Annotated in this window: 14 protein-coding genes; 6 read left to right on the top strand and 8 right to left on the bottom strand. The window is 63.1% G+C overall.

Annotated features, from left to right (window positions below; translation table 11 throughout):
- Window positions 1-27: 27 nt before the first annotated feature.
- Both ACPJXG_RS06965 and ACPJXG_RS06960 read right to left on the bottom strand, forming a co-directional pair.
- Window positions 28-1,914, bottom strand: a complete 1,887-nt coding sequence (locus ACPJXG_RS06965) for a chemotaxis protein CheA (RefSeq protein WP_425253786.1) — start codon at window positions 1,912-1,914, stop codon at window positions 28-30.
- Complete coding sequence (locus tag ACPJXG_RS06960; RefSeq protein ID WP_035821059.1) at window positions 1,914-2,753, bottom strand: protein phosphatase CheZ; 840 nt, start codon at window positions 2,751-2,753, stop codon at window positions 1,914-1,916. Before ACPJXG_RS06960 ends, ACPJXG_RS06965 begins: the two co-directional genes overlap by 1 nt.
- A 466-nt stretch (window positions 2,754-3,219) precedes the next feature.
- Here ACPJXG_RS06960 and ACPJXG_RS06955 point away from each other — a divergent pair, with 466 nt between their 5' ends.
- From ACPJXG_RS06955 to ACPJXG_RS06930, 6 genes are all read left to right on the top strand, one after another.
- Window positions 3,220-3,687: a universal stress protein gene (locus tag ACPJXG_RS06955; protein ID WP_035821061.1), complete on the top strand. Its 468-nt coding sequence runs from the start codon at window positions 3,220-3,222 to the stop codon at window positions 3,685-3,687.
- Window positions 3,688-3,844: 157 nt separating this feature from the next.
- Window positions 3,845-4,489, top strand: coding sequence for a response regulator (locus tag ACPJXG_RS06950; protein ID WP_034783426.1), 645 nt, complete (start codon window positions 3,845-3,847; stop codon window positions 4,487-4,489).
- A 340-nt stretch (window positions 4,490-4,829) separates the two neighbouring features.
- Window positions 4,830-5,636, top strand: coding sequence for a Crp/Fnr family transcriptional regulator (locus ACPJXG_RS06945; protein WP_035821063.1), 807 nt, complete (start codon window positions 4,830-4,832; stop codon window positions 5,634-5,636).
- A gap of 250 nt (window positions 5,637-5,886) precedes the next feature.
- Entirely contained in the window at window positions 5,887-6,084 is a 198-nt protein-coding gene (gene hemP, locus ACPJXG_RS06940) for a hemin uptake protein HemP (RefSeq protein ID WP_034750559.1), read from the top strand.
- Between the two features lie 85 nt (window positions 6,085-6,169).
- Window positions 6,170-6,496, top strand: a complete 327-nt coding sequence (locus tag ACPJXG_RS06935; protein WP_425253785.1) for a hypothetical protein — start codon at window positions 6,170-6,172, stop codon at window positions 6,494-6,496.
- Window positions 6,497-6,533: 37 nt separating this feature from the next.
- Window positions 6,534-7,760, top strand: a complete 1,227-nt coding sequence (locus ACPJXG_RS06930) for a DUF2325 domain-containing protein (RefSeq protein WP_425253784.1) — start codon at window positions 6,534-6,536, stop codon at window positions 7,758-7,760.
- Between the two features lie 3 nt (window positions 7,761-7,763).
- On the opposite strand, the gene ACPJXG_RS06925 is transcribed toward ACPJXG_RS06930, so the two are convergent.
- The 6 genes from ACPJXG_RS06925 to ACPJXG_RS06900 form a co-directional block, all read right to left on the bottom strand.
- Window positions 7,764-8,315 carry a glutathione peroxidase gene (locus tag ACPJXG_RS06925; protein WP_425253783.1) on the bottom strand — a complete coding sequence of 184 codons (552 nt, stop codon included), beginning with the start codon at window positions 8,313-8,315 and terminating at the stop codon, window positions 7,764-7,766.
- Window positions 8,316-8,384: 69 nt separating this feature from the next.
- Window positions 8,385-9,749, bottom strand: a complete 1,365-nt coding sequence (locus ACPJXG_RS06920) for a sulfite reductase subunit alpha (RefSeq protein ID WP_425253782.1) — start codon at window positions 9,747-9,749, stop codon at window positions 8,385-8,387.
- Window positions 9,750-9,761: 12 nt separating this feature from the next.
- The gene (locus tag ACPJXG_RS06915) at window positions 9,762-10,799 is read right to left on the bottom strand and encodes an FAD:protein FMN transferase (RefSeq protein ID WP_425253781.1); all 1,038 of its coding nucleotides are present in this window, start codon (window positions 10,797-10,799) and stop codon (window positions 9,762-9,764) included.
- Window positions 10,800-10,825: 26 nt separating this feature from the next.
- The gene (locus ACPJXG_RS06910) at window positions 10,826-11,650 is read right to left on the bottom strand and encodes a DUF4198 domain-containing protein (RefSeq protein ID WP_425253780.1); all 825 of its coding nucleotides are present in this window, start codon (window positions 11,648-11,650) and stop codon (window positions 10,826-10,828) included.
- A 10-nt stretch (window positions 11,651-11,660) separates the two neighbouring features.
- A complete protein-coding gene (locus tag ACPJXG_RS06905; RefSeq protein ID WP_099403641.1) occupies window positions 11,661-12,176 on the bottom strand; it encodes a DUF2271 domain-containing protein in 516 nt (171 codons plus the stop codon).
- A 32-nt stretch (window positions 12,177-12,208) separates the two neighbouring features.
- Window positions 12,209-12,862 carry a PepSY-associated TM helix domain-containing protein gene (locus tag ACPJXG_RS06900; protein ID WP_425253779.1) on the bottom strand — a complete coding sequence of 218 codons (654 nt, stop codon included), beginning with the start codon at window positions 12,860-12,862 and terminating at the stop codon, window positions 12,209-12,211.
- Between the last annotated feature and the right edge of the window lie 179 nt (window positions 12,863-13,041).

The raw sequence follows: 13,041 nt of genomic DNA, 5'->3' as shown, positions 1-13,041 counted from the left end.
GGGCTGGATGTGAACTGGCCTGTGTTGTTAGGCAGCCATGCGCACACTTCCCCTGCAACCATCCATCAGGAAAGATAGGCCCACGACTAGCACCAGCTCGCCTTCGGCCGAGCGGGCAGTACCGGTAATACCTTCCACGGTGATGGCCGTCATCGGCTTGATCACGAGGTCGGCCGTGCCATCGACGGCTTCCACGGCGAGAATGTACGGCTGTGGCGCAGCGACAACAATACCGACGCGTTCGCTGCACGATTCGTAGCCCAGCGAGCCGGCCAGCGAGCGCACGGGCAATGGACGGCCCTGGTCTTTCAGCACCGGCGCGCCGCCCACTTCCATGAAGGTTTCCGGCAATTCGACGACGCGCTGCACCACCGCCATCGGCAGCGCCAGCGCGGCGCCCGAGGTCGACACGAGCATGGTCGGCACGATCGACAGTTCGATCGGCAGGCGGATGGCAAATTTCGTGCCCTTGCCCAGCGTGGATTCGATGTGGATGGCGCCGCGGTTTTTCTCCACGGCCGTTTTCACCACGTCCATGCCCACGCCGCGTCCGGAAACGCTGGAAGCGACTTCCTTGGTCGAGAAGCCCGGCAGGAACACCAGCTGGAAGCATTCGTCGTTGCTCAACTGCGCGTTTTCGCTGATCAAGCCCTTTTGCTGGGCCTTGCTGCGCAGGAAGACCGGGTCCATGCCCTTGCCGTCATCCTGCAGCACGATCATGACGCTGTTGGCTTCCTGCCATGCTTTCAGTGAAATATACGACTTGGCGGGCTTGCCGGCGGCCAGACGGGCTTCCGGCGATTCGACGCCATGGTCGAGCGAATTGCGCAGCATGTGCACGAGCGGATCGTACAGGCTGTCGACCACCACGCGGTCGACTTCCGTCTCCGCGCCTTCGATGGTCAGTTCGACATCCTTGCCCAGGTCTTTCGCCAGTTCGCGCACCAGGCGCGGGAATTTCTGGAACAGGCGGCCGACGGGCTGCATGCGCGTGGCCAGGGTGGCCCGCTGCAGTTCCGTCGAGTAGCGCGAAGCGCGTTCCAGGGTTTCCGCCAAAGTCGCCATCAGGGTGGCGGCCTGGCCTTCGAATTTGAATTGCAGCAAGCGTTCGAGCAGCACGGCAGCCTGGTTGGCGGCCTGCACGGATTCGCCGGCCACTTCCAGCAGCGCGTCGAGCTTGACGGCATCGACGCGGATGCTGTCTTCCTTGACGGGCGCGGCATGGCGCACTTCCGGACGCTCTTCGCGGCGTTCCGCGCCATCCCAGGCCTTGCCAGCCGGTTTGGCGGCGGCAGCGGCAGCAGGCGCGGCGGCCACGGCGGCAGGCGCGGCGGCGGCGGACACCGGTGCGGCAGCGATCTGGCTAGCGGCCGGCACGACGGCGTTGTACATGGCTTCCCAGTCCAGGCCATCGGCGCTGGCCGTGGACACGGCGGCGGCAGGTGCGGCCACCACGACTTCAGCGACCTGGGCAACGGGCGCGGCCACTTCCGCCACCACGGCGGCGGCAGGCGCAGGCGCATCCATGCCCTTGCCTTCGATGGCGTTCGTCAGGATGTGTTCCAGCTCTTCCGGCATGGCCGGCAAGCTTTCCGGCGCGGCGCCATTCGCCAGTTCCGTCAGCTGGTCGGCGACGAAACCGGACGCTTGCAGCGCCGCCTCGATGGCGATCGGCGTCACGGGCGCGGCGCCCGTGCGCAAGGCGTCAAACAGGTTTTCCGTCAGATGGCAGGCCGCCACCAGCGCGGGCAAGCCCATGAAGCCGGCGCCGCCCTTGATGGTGTGGAAGGAACGAAACACGGCATTCAGTGTTTCCTTGTTGTCAGGATCACGCTCGAGGCGCAATAAGTGCTCTTCAACATTAACCGCAAGATCCATCGCCTCAACGACGAAATCCTTGAGCATATCGTCCATTAGAATCCCAAATCCGCAAGAAGGTCGTCTACATTATCCTGGTCCAGCGCCACCGACGGCACGGACGGGCCCTGCATCAGCGGCACCGGCTTTTGCGCCAGCTTTTCGCGCACCTCGGCCGGCGCGTTGTCGCGCAGCAGCTGAGCCAGCTCGTTTTCCACCGTCTTGGTGATGTTGACCACTTTTTTGATCAGCTGGCCCGTGATGTCCTGGAAGTCCTGGGCCATCATGATTTCCAGCAAGCGTGCTTTTTCCGCTTCCGTCGCTTCGGCAACGGCTTGCGCGAACTGGCGCGAATCGCCGGCCAGGGCCTTGAATTCTTCCAGGCTCAGCTTGCCGTCGAACAGGGCCGTCCAGCGGCCGTCCATGTCCTTGGCTTTTTTCGACAGCACGTCCTGCGCCGGCATGCCTTCGTCGAGCGTGTTGAGTACCTTGTTGGCGGCCTGTTCCGTCAGGGTGGCGACATATTCCAGGCGGTCCTGGGCGTCGACGATCTGCGACGACGCTTCCGTCAACGCCTTGTCGTAGCCCAGTTCGCGCAGCGAATCGTGCAGCAGGCGCACGATGCCGCCCAGGCGCTCGAACATCGGCTTGTCGGACTGGTCGACCGGATCGGCCGCTTCGCCAGGCGCGTCGGCGCTGGCCACGGGGGCCGCAACCGGCTCGGCGGCCGCCGGCACGGCGGTGCTGGCCGACACGGAATCGAAGAGCGCGTCAAAATCGTCATCCGCGATCACGGCGGGAGCAGGCGCGGCGGCAGGCGCCGGCGTGGCTGCGGCCGCGCTTTGCGCGGATACTTCATCGAATAATGCATCGAAATCATCAGCGGCGTTGGTCATATCCCTGCTTCTCCATAATTTGTCAAAATTCCGCCTGAACTGTGCGTTTTACAGACTGATACCCACAATTTCTCGATTAAGATGATTTGAGGCAATACCGCTGCGATGGTGCGAGTGTAGCAGGGCGCCGCCCTGTTGGTAAATCTCAAAACGCGCTTCCTGGTGCAAAGCGGGTCCACAAGAGCTTTTCCACCAGGAAATAAGTGTTCCTGCTGTTGTATTTTGAAATACTACCATTGGCGTGCGTGCAAGACCACGCGCGACACAAGAAATCCTGCCTGCGGGCGCCTGCGCAACAGCCCTGCACGGCCATCGTTGCAGCTAAACACGATCTTTCTGCCAATGTTGTCTATACTGAAGGTGCAGTAGTATTGATAATTATCAAGTCTTTACATGAATACAATGCTGCCGCCGCGTCTACAATAAGAGGCGTTGCGCGCGCTGAGTCACTGCCAAAGGACCTGCCATGTATAAGAAAATTCTGATCGCCACGGACGGCTCCACCGTCTCCAACTTGACGGCCTGTGCCGGCGTTGCCTTTGCCGAACAGATGCACGCCGACATCCTTGCCGTGTACGTGGCGCCCGAATACCAGTACCCTGTGTACATCGAAATCATTCCACCAAGCTATCCCAGCGAAGAGGAATACCGCATCGCCATGCGCAAGGCGGGCGCCGACCACTGGCAGCCCATCCTCGACGCGGCCGCCAAGCGGGGCCTGCAGGCGACAGGCCTGACGGCATTTTCCGACAGCCCCGCCCTGAAAATCGTGGAAGTGGCGCAACTGCAGCAATGCGACCTGATCTTCATGGGCTCGCATGGCCGCAGCGGCTGGGGTCAGTTGCTGCTGGGCAGCGTCACCAACAAGGTGCTGTCGCACTCGAAATTGCCCGTGCTCGTGCACAGGCTGATCAAGGAACCCGCGGCAAAATAAAAGGTCACATGGCCACGGGGCCAGCGCCATTGCCGGCACACCAAGAAAAAGGCAAAGGCACGGCCGCTTCAGTTAAAATGACAACGTTTCTCGTTTCTTAACATTTGATTGTCCGGTGACGGACAGAGCAGATTACACGCCACCAGATTGCCCGCCTATGATACGTATTGTGATTGCCGACGACCACACCATCATGCGTGAAGGATTAAAGCGCATCCTTGACGGCGCGCCGGATATCGACATCGTGGGTGAAGCCATCGACGGCTTTGAAGTCCTCAACCACGTGCGCCAGGGCGGCTTCGACCTGTTGCTGCTCGACCTGTCGATGCCGGGCCGCAGCGGCGTCGACCTGATCCGGCAAATCCGCAGCGAGGCGCCCAAGCTGTCGATCCTGATCCTCACCATGCACGAGGAAGAGCAATATGCGGTGCGCGCCATCCGCGCCGGCGCGCAAGGCTATCTGACCAAGGAAAGCGCGGGTACCCAGCTCGTGGGCGCCATCCACAAGGTGGCGTCCGGGCGTCCCTACATCAGCGCCGAGGTGGCGGAGCAACTCGTGCTCAACATCATGATGCCGAATGAAAGCTTGCTGCATAAACAGTTGTCGGACCGCGAATTCGAAGTCTTTTCCCTGCTGGTGGCAGGCAAGTCGATCACGGAAATTGCCAACAACCTGCACCTGAGCGTCAAAACGGTGAGTACGCACAAGACGCGCATCATGCAAAAGATGGGCATGAGTTCGCTATCCGAAATGGTCCAGTATGCCGTCGCGCACCGCCTGCTATCGCCCTTCAAGACGTGATCCTCCTGGCGCGCGCCCGCGCGCCAACTGTAGGAACAATCCTACCTCGCCTACCACAGCTCCTACTGCCATATTCAGCCACTGCTGATATTAATTGCATACGGTTGTTGGCATACTGAAACCAGTAATCAAGTTGCTGGAAAGTTATTTCATCACACAGCAAGTCTTCAGCGAATTGAGCATTACCTGCCTGGACGCGCGCCGCCGACCCTTGCCTGCCCGCCGCCCCGTGCACCCCGTCATTCAACTCTGAACTACCTGTCACCAGGAGATGAACATGCTGTCCACGCAAACGCCCGACACCCGCGCTGCCTCACCATCGCTGGCCCCCTCTTCTCCAATGGAAGCGGGGCGCCAGCGCCAGGGCCGGCTCTGGTCGAACCTGAAGGAGGTGTGCGACCTGCTGCATATCTCCAGCGCCTGCACCATCGCCGCCGACGAACTGCTGTTCCAGCACGTGCAATTCAAGACGGGCCAGCGCGTGCACACGATCGGCCAACCGTTCGACACCCTGTACATCGTCAATTCGGGCTTCCTGAAAACCGTGCTGATCGATGAATTCGGCAATGAACAGGTACTCAGCTTCCCCATGAAGGGCGACATGCTGGGCGTCGACGGCATCCACTCGCGCCATTACTCCTCGGAAGCGGTGGCCCTGTCCGACTGCGACCTGATCCTGCTGCCGTTCAAGAAACTGACGGCGCTGGGCAGAGTCCACCTGGAACTGGAAAACGTCATGTACGGCGTGATGAGCCGCGAACTGGTGCGCGAGCAAGCCATGATCGGCATGCTGGGCGCCCTCAGCGCCGAAGCCCGCGTGGCGCGCTTCCTCGTCTCGCTGGCCGACCGCTTCGCGCAGATGGGCTATTCGAGCAAGCTGTTCAACCTGCGCATGACGCGCCATGAAATCGGCAGCTACCTGGGCCTGACCCTGGAAACGGTCAGCCGCACCTTGTCCGCCTTCAATGAAATCGGCCTGATCACGGTTGACCAGCGCACCATCGGCATCAAGGATCCGGACGCCCTGAAAACCCTGCGCCGCCTGCCGCCGTCGCGCTCGCGCGCCAAGCAACTGGCCGCCGCCAAGCTCAAGGCCGATACCACCGCCGCCGCCAGCGCCTCGGCGCAATTGCTGGCTACCATCTAGTTTCATCCCGATTTCCTCAAGCTTGGCACAGGCTTGACCCGGCCAAGGCGCACGACGCCTTGCCGGGTCTTTTTTGCCGCCCCCGCCTCCCGCGCCGCTCCTGCGGCCTGCTTTGCGCAGCACGATCGTCCACGCTGCCATGTCACCATAAAAAAGCACGGATTCCGCACAAATAAGCCTTGCTTTTCGGGCCACATTCAACAATAATGCAAATACGAATCATTCTCAACTGAGATAAAGAAAGCCCAACATGCAAAGCTCAAAACCAGCCTTGATCCAGGATGCCGCTACCGCCCACGTCCGTCCTCCCGTCAGCATGGCCCAGCCGGCACGCCGCATCACCAGCGAAGCGCTGCTGCAGCAGGGACGCGAAGTGGAGATTGAGCACAGCGGCAAGATCTATCGCCTGCGCGTCACCCAATTGAACAAGCTGATCCTGACTGCCTGAAGCAGCACGGCAGCCAGTCACCACACTCGCCAGCCAGTCGCGCCCCGCGCGCGCAGCCAGCCAAACCACCGCACAGGAGTGTTTGATGGCGAACGACCGACCTTCCCCGATGTTTCCTTCTCCGCAAGGCCAGCAGCCTGAATTGCTGCTGTCGGCCGTGCTGCACCTGATGTCGCACTACCATGCGGGCAGTCCCTGCGAGAAACTGGCCGGTGTCATCGAACGCCATCTGCAAGTGCTGTCGGGTTCGCCCGGCCTGGGCCCCGTGCTGCAAGCAACTTGCCAGCAAGTGTCGCAGCAATGGGCCGCCCTGGTGGCGCTGCACAAGCCGGCACCGCCCAGGAGCACCTTGCTCGATCGCCTGGCACGCATGCTGAGCGCCAAGCGCCCTGCCTCGCCCCTGCCGCAATAATTTCTTTTCCATCCCCACCGTCCAACAGGATATCGCCATGTGTGACAAAGACCAGTCCCTGCCCGTCATCAGCAATTGTTCCAGCGGCGGGGCCGACACGGCCGCGCTCGCTTCGCGCCGCCGCCGGCTGTGGGAACTGTCGCACACCTGCCATTGCCCGCTGGTCGGCGTGGGCTTGCCCTTGGGCTACCTGCGCAAGCTGGTGGGCAAGATGACGGGCGGACGCGTGCTGGCCGACGACTATGAAGTGCACGTGGGCGCCGTGACGGAATGCGGCGCGCGCAACCGCCTGTCCGAAGCGTTGCAAAAGGAACTCGAACGCCGCTACGCACCCGTGATCCTGCGCTTTCGCGGCGCCAAGACCACGGAACAAGTGGCCGAACTGTGGCGCACGGCCGTCGCCAACGGCGACGTGTCGGGCGCTTTCTGGGCCGGTCTGACGCACCCGCGCTGCGATGCAGAGCTGGAAGAGCAGATGTGCCGCGACTTGCACATGATCCAGCACCAGGCCGGCGCCTGCGTGCGTGCCGACATGGGCAAATTTACGGCCTTGCAGGAAGAAAACGCGCGCATGGCGCACGAACTGGCCAAGCTGCAACAACGCAGCCAGGCCGCACTGATGGAAAAAACAGGCGAGCTGGAACGCCAGGAAGCCGTGCTGCTGCGCACGCGGGCGGAATCCATCGGCAAGGATAGCGTGATCGATGGCTTGCGCGCGGAACTGGCGCAATTGCAGGCCGCGATTCCCGCGCTGGAATCGCGCACCCGCCTGGTCGAACGCCTGGCGCAGATGGATGAGCGCGAGAAGGAATTGCGCCAGCAAATCGCGGAATTGAAGCAGGCCCAGCCACGCCCAGCCGCTGTCGCGCCGCCACCGGCGCCGAAGCTGGAAGTGCCGACCGGCGGCAAGCTGAAAATGCCGATCCGCCTCGTCGATCAAAGCGTCTTGTGCGTGGGCGGACGCAGCGGCAATGTCGCCACCTATCGCGCCCTGATCGAGCGGGTCGGCGCGCAATTCGCCCACCACGACGGCGGCCTGGAAGACAATGCCAACCTGCTCGATTCGAGCCTGGCGGCGGCCGACCTGGTGATTTGCCAGACGGGCTGCATCAGCCACAGCGCCTACTGGCGCGTGAAGGATTATTGCAAGCGCACGGGCAAGCGCTGCGTCTTCATCGACAACCCCAGCATTTCCAGCCTGGCGCGCGGCTTGCAGGAAGTGAGCGGGGAAATGGAGCCGGCCGCGCTGGACGCCGCCGACTAGAGCCTAAGCCTGCAACTCGCGCGCGATGGCCTCGCGCAAGAGTGCATCATCGGCCGTGGTGTCGGGTGCGAAACGCCCCACCACCTTGCCGTCCTTGCTGATCAAAAACTTCTCGAAATTCCACAGCACGTCGCTGGGCTGCTCCTGCGTGATGCCGTAGCCGGCCAGCTTGGCGCGGAAATCGCTGCCCGGCTTTTCCTGCGCCCGGGGCTGCTCTTGCACCAGGCGCTGGTACAGCGGATGCTGGCCAGGCCCCTTGACGACGATTTTTTCAAACATGGGAAATTGCACGCCAAACGTGCCACGGCAAAAGTCCGCGATCTCGGCATTGCTGCCCGGCTCCTGCGCGCCGAATTCATTGGCGGGAAAACCGGCCACCACCAGGCCCTCGGCCTGCTTGTCGGCGTAAAGTTTTTCCAGGCCTTCGTACTGCGGCGTCAAGCCGCAGGCGGAGGCGACATTGACCACCAGCACGACCTTGCCGCGGTACGCGTCCAGGCTGGCGGGCTCGCCATTGATGCGTCGCAAAGGAATGTCGTAAATGCTGTCGCTCATGATGTGTCTCCTTGAATGAAACAATCATGATAGCCGTGTGCGCGCGAACGCGCTGGCGGCGTCAAAAACTCAATACACGTCGCGCCGGTAGCGTCCTTCGGCCGCCAGCGCGTCGAGCGCGGGCCGGCCCAGGATTTCCTGCAGGGCCTGGTCGACGCCGCCGGCCATGCCGGCCAGGCTGCCGCAAATATAAATGGCCGCGCCCTGTTCCAGCCACAGTTTCACCTCGTCGGCATTGCCGCGCAGGCGGTCTTGCACATAGGTCCGCTCGGCCTGGTCGCGTGAAAACGCCAGGTCCAGGCGCGGCAAGTCGCCGCTGGCGTGCCAGCCCTCAATTTCTTCGCGATAATGGAAATCGTGGGCCGCATTGCGTTCGCCAAAGATCAGCCAGTTGCGCCGCTGTCCTGCCAGCACACGGCTTTTCAAATGCCCGCGCAAGCCGGCGATGCCGCTGCCGTTGCCGATCAAAATCAATGGCCGCTGGGCATTGTCTTCCAGGCGGAAGCGTTTGTGCTGGCGCAAGCGCAGCTGCACCACATCGCCCACCTTGGCTTGCTCCGTCAGCCAGCCAGAGGCCAGGCCCAGACTGCCATCGGGATGCGCATGCTGGCGTACCAGCAAGTGCACGCCGCCATCGCGCGGGATCGAGGCGATCGAATATTCGCGCGGCTGCGACGGGTCGGCAGGCGCCGTCACCTGCACCAGGTCGCCAGACTGCCAGTCAGGCAAAGCACCCGCCACGGGCGCCAGTTCCACGTGATAAATGGCGCCGCCGGCGCTGCCAGGGTTGAGGTGACGCCGCTGCCTCAAACGCCAGTCGCCAAAGGCGGGCGCGCTCCAGTCGGGCGCATCGCTGGTACCGGCCAGGTGGCTCAGGTGCTGGAACCATTGCTCGATGGCGGCGCTGGCGCTGCGATCGACTTCGATGCGCTCGAACAGGCGCGACGCGCCCTGTCCCGCCAGCCAGGCGTCGAGCGCGCGGCCAAAGCCGCAGAACTGGCCATAGCTGCGGTCGCCCAGGGCCAGCACGGCGTAATGCAATTGCGGTAGCGCCAGCTCGCCCGTCATCAGGCGGCCCATGAAGGCGGCCGCATTGTCGGGCGCGTCGCCTTCGCCATACGTGCTGACCAAAAATAGGGCCCGTTCCGCTTGTTGCAGATCAAGGGCCGTGAGTTCGGCCAGCGCGCACAGGCGCACGGGGATGCCGGCCAGTTGCAGGCTCTGTGCCGTTTGCGTGGCCAGTTCCTCGGCATTGCCCGTCTGGCTCGCATACGCCACCAGCCAGGCGGGACTGTTGGCGAGGGCCGCCCTGGCGGCATCGGACGCGCGGCGCTTGGCGCGCGCGCGCAGCCAGGGCGCCAGGCACACGCCCGCATAACTGAGGGACAGGGCAGCCAGCAAGGCCAGCCGCGTCGTATCGTGCGTAAAAATCATGGAATTAATCGTTCATTCGTCGAGCATGGCCAGCATGTGGCTGCTCAGCGTTTCGTGGTAGCCATCGCCGTCGCGCTGCACGAAGCGCGCGGCCAGGCCCTGCTCTTCGGCCAGGGCCATGCCGGCCTCGACACCCAGCACGGTCAGGGCCGTCGACCAGGCGTCGGCCGCCATGCATTGCTCGTGCACGACGGTGACGGAAGCGAGTTGATTGGTGATCGGCATGCCGCTGCGCGGATCGATGGTGTGTGAGAAACGCACGGTGCCGTCCTGGAAGAAACGCCGGTAGTCGCCCGACGTCGCCACGGACAAGCCGTGCAGCGCCAGCAGCATTTCCGCAGGATGCTGCGCATGATCGGCACCATCGGCGCCATCGACCTGTTCCAGCATCACCCACCACGGCTGGCCGTCGGGCTTGCTGCCGGCGCCGCGCAGCTCGCCGCCCACTTCCACCAGGTAATGGTGGATGCCCTGGCTGTCCAGGTAGCGGGCCAGGCGGTCCACGCCATAGCCCTTGGCAATGGCGGACAAATCGAGCTGCAAGCCGCCCGGCTGGCGCGCGCGGCGGGCCGGCAAATCGAGTTCCAGGCGGCGGCGCTGGCGCTGCGCCAGCAGCAAGGCCACGCTATCGTCTTTCGGCGGCAGAAAACCGGGTTCATCGTAACGGTGGCGGGGGCCGAAGCCCCACAGGTTGACGAGTGCGCCAGCGCACGGGTCGTACGCGCCGCCGGACACTTGCGACACGTGCATGGCAAAACCCAGCACCTCGCAAAAGGCGGCGGGCAGGCTGTGCCAGCTGCCCGCCTCGGCCCGGTTAAAGCGGCCCAGGTCGGACTCGTCGCTCCAGTGGCTCATTTGCGCCACGACCAGGTCCAGTTGCTGCTGCAAGCCCTGCTGCAAGTCGGCGCTGCCCGCGCGACCCGGCATGGCGGATTCGAGCAGGCGCACCGACCAGCTGGTGCCCATGGTCAGGCCGCGCAAGTCCCGGATCGCGGCGCCGGGCGGCGCGACCTGATCGGAAATATGCTGCGGCAGCAGGACCCGGCGCATCGGCGCTTTCGTGACGATGCCGCCGCTTACTGCGGCAGCACTTCCACGGTGGCCGCGTACGTCATGCGGCGCTCGGGCATGGCTGGCGGCTGGCCGGCCACGGCCGGGGCGGCCGCTGGCCAGGTGCTGCTCAGGTAATACATGCCGGCCGCTGGCACCGTAAACGTGATTTCGCCCTTGGCATCCGTGCTCTGGCGGATTTCACCGAGCACGCCACGATAGCGCACGCCACCTGGCACCAGGCTGAAGGCCTGGTTCGCCGCCGGCTTGCCATCGACGAGGAAGCGCCACGTGGCTTTTTCGCCCGCGCGCAAGTCGTTCGGGTGCGTCACCGGCACGAATTCCAGGCCCACGCCGGTCGGCTTGAACACTTCCGTGCTGGTTTCGCCATTGCTGAAGAAAGTTTCCAGGCGCGCTGCCGTGCGCGTGATTTTCAGCTCTTGCGCATCGGCCGGCACTTCCTTCTTGAACGTCTCTTCGTTGCCGCGGAAACGCTTCTGCTCGCCGTTGAGCTTGTAGCTGCCCATCACGTTTTGCGACACGATGGCCGCCTTGTACGTGCCCGGCTTTTCCATTTTGACGTCGAAGACACTGCGCAAACGGCCCGTGACCGTGTTCGCCGGCGTGACTTTGGCGCCGTCCGGGCCGATGACTTGCAGCGCGTCCAGGCGCAGCGGCTGGTGGTCGATCTCGAACAGGCCGTCGGAGACGGCGGCGTCCACCGTCACCCAGGCGTCCTTGCTTTCCACCATCGTGCTCGATGGCACCATCCAGCCGCGGTGAGCGTGGGCGTTCATGGCCAGGCCGGCCAGGGCCAGGGCGATCAGGGATTTGTTGAATTGCTTGAACATGATGTGCGCCTTATGGTTTGAGTTGGACGACGACATTGCCGAGTTCTTCCTTGCCTTTGGCAGGCACGGACTGGGCCGACTTCAGCGGCCACTGGAACGGCACGCGCACCAGTTCGCGTCCACCCGCTTCGCGCGCCGCTTCCACCACCACCTGGTATTCGCCGGCCGGCAGCTTGTCGAGCAAGGCCTTGGCGCCAGGGAAAGTCAGGGTATGCTCGCCCGGCGCACGCGTGGCGCCGCTGACGCCGTCAACCGGCATGGCCAGGTCGCGGCCGCTCTTGCGCCACCATTGGCGCATGTCCTTCAGCCATTTTTCGCCTGCCTTGTCCTTCTTTTTCACGTCATACAGCACCGTCAAGTTGCCGACGACCTTTTGATCGGCCGTTTCCAGCCACGCCGCCACGTAAGGACGGTGGTATTCCGCCACGTTCAGTTGTGGAATTTCAAGCTTGAGGGCCAGGTCGGCCGCCATCGCCGACGTACCGATCAGGGGAAGGCCAAGCGCCAGGGAGTAGCGTAATTTCATGGTGTGCCTGTAAAAAGGAAAAATAAAAACGATCAGTGAATAAACAGCAAGGCGATCGCGCAAGGTATCAAGATACCGAGACCAACCATCGGCCAGGTAAATGGCCGGTTGGCCGCATGGAACTTCAAAATCAGCAAACCCGTCAGGCAAAACACGATGCAGGCGCCGGCAAAAATGTCGATGAACCAGCTCCAGGCCACGCCCGTGTTGCGGCCCTTGTGGACATCGTTGAGCCAGGATACCCAGCCCCGGTCCGTCAATTCATATTCAGCGGCCCCGTCTTCGAGGCCGATGCGCACCCAGGCGTCGCCGCCCGCCTTGGGCAGCGGCAAATACACTTCGTCGCTTGACCATTCGGCGGGACGCCCGCCCGCATTGAGCGACCACTGCTGCTTGAGCCAGGCTTCGGCGGCGGCCGGCACCGGCGCGTTGGCGCCATCGTGCTTGGCGGCATAGGCGGCCAGTTGCGTGACGAGGGGCGCCGGCAATTCCGCCTTCTGCCGCGTGATGGACGGCTTGGCTTCGATCTGGCCGGCGTGGTTCAGGGTGATGCCGGTAATGGCGAACAAAAACATGCCCAGCAGGCAAAGCGCCGAACTGATCCAGTGCCATTGATGCAAGTTCTTCAGCCAGACGGCGCGGCTGGCGTTGTTCTTGGCCTTGTCCGCGGCGCCAGCATTACCCATCAATTGCTCCCGGCAAGGAGCGGGCCAGGTGGCGCGACAAGTCAGTGTGCTTCATTCCCATCCTTCAATCAAAGTGCATGCTGATATTTTCAAACAAATGATAATGATTATCATTTATTAAGTCAATACATGGGGCGCCCCGCCGGGCCAGCGTTTTGTAACAGCTTTGAAACAAAGCT

The organism is Janthinobacterium sp. NFX145 (assembly GCF_049810325.1).
Lineage (GTDB): Bacteria > Pseudomonadota > Gammaproteobacteria > Burkholderiales > Burkholderiaceae_D > Janthinobacterium > Janthinobacterium rivuli.
The sequence above is the reverse complement of the archived record's forward strand: the minus strand, read 5'-3'. Positions and strand labels throughout refer to the sequence as shown.